We start from the raw sequence: 1,127 nt of genomic DNA, 5'->3' as shown, positions 1-1,127 counted from the left end.
GATGTCCTGGATGCTGAACTGCTGGTTGGTGGCGTTGTTGTCGGTCCACTGGACGATGGCGCCGCCGTCCGCGGTGGACCGGCCGGAGACGTCGAGGACCTTACCGGACAGCCGCGACTTGAGCCGGTAGTAGCCGCCGCCGGAGTCGACGAACTGCCACTGCTGCTGGTTGCCGTCGTTGCGTGACCACTGGGTGATCCGGGCGCCGTCGTTGGTGGCCAGGTTGTACACGTCGAGCGCCTTGCCGCTGTTGCGGTTGACCAGCACGTACCAGGCGCTGGTGTCGATCGTCGCGGCCGACACGGCCGGGACATTCACGAGCGTGATCGCCACGCCGGCCAATAGTGCGAGCATGGCGGTCATTGCCACAGACCCTCGCCGCAACAGAGCTCCGGGTGCACTCATTTCGTCGCTCCTTGCCGTTTGGTTGTTAGCGCTCACATCAAGCCGATGCGGAAAGGCGGCCGACTAAGTGGGCGAGGCCGGCCGCCTGTCCGGTTCGGTCCGTGCGGTCCCGGCGTCAGCCGGTGGTGCAGCTTGAGCCGTTGAGGGCGTACGCGGTCGGCGCCCCGGCGTTGCCGGAGTGCGTGGCCTGGAATCCAAAGCTCACCGACGCGCCGGGCGCCAGGGCCGCGTTGTAGCTGACATTGGTCGCCGTGACCCGTCCCGAGCTGGGCGAGTAGGTGGCGCTCCAGCCGTTGGTGATGGTCTGACCCGGCGCGAGGCTGAAGGCCAGGGTCCAGCCGTTGATGGCCGAGCTGCCGGTGTTGGTGACGGTGAGGTTCGCGGTCAGCCCGTTGCCCCAGGCGTTGACCGTGCTGGTGACGCTGCACGGCCCACCGGGCTGCGGGCTGCCCGGGTCCGGCGAGGTGGGCGACGACGGCGACGAGGGCGGCGTCGTGCTGCCGAACTGGGTGAAGAACTGCCACACCTCGGCCGCGACCCACGACGTCGAGGCGTTGCGGTCCACCGGGAGGGGAACGTGGTCGCCGTCGTGGGCGGCCCACTGGACCGGGTATCCGGCCCGGCAGCCCGAGTAGGTGGTGGTGATGTGGGTTCCGCTGCCCTGCGCCGGCTCCGGCGGATTCTGTGCCGTGCACCCGTTGGCACGCACGAAGCTGTCCCGG

At 69.2% G+C, this 1,127-nt stretch carries 2 protein-coding genes; both read right to left on the bottom strand.

Annotated features, from left to right (window positions below; all coding sequences use genetic code 11):
• Positions 1–354, bottom strand: a 354-nt coding sequence (locus tag AB0M20_RS45050) for an RICIN domain-containing protein (protein WP_364307771.1), incomplete at its 3' end; no start/stop codon positions are given.
• Between the two features lie 166 nt (positions 355–520).
• A partial coding sequence (locus tag AB0M20_RS45045; protein WP_364307769.1) for a cellulose binding domain-containing protein occupies positions 521–1,127 on the bottom strand: 607 nt, incomplete at its 5' end.

The sequence above is a fragment of the Actinoplanes sp. NPDC051633 genome, from assembly GCF_040681735.1.
Classification (GTDB): domain Bacteria; phylum Actinomycetota; class Actinomycetes; order Mycobacteriales; family Micromonosporaceae; genus Actinoplanes.
The sequence above is the reverse complement of the archived record's forward strand: the minus strand, read 5'-3'. Positions and strand labels throughout refer to the sequence as shown.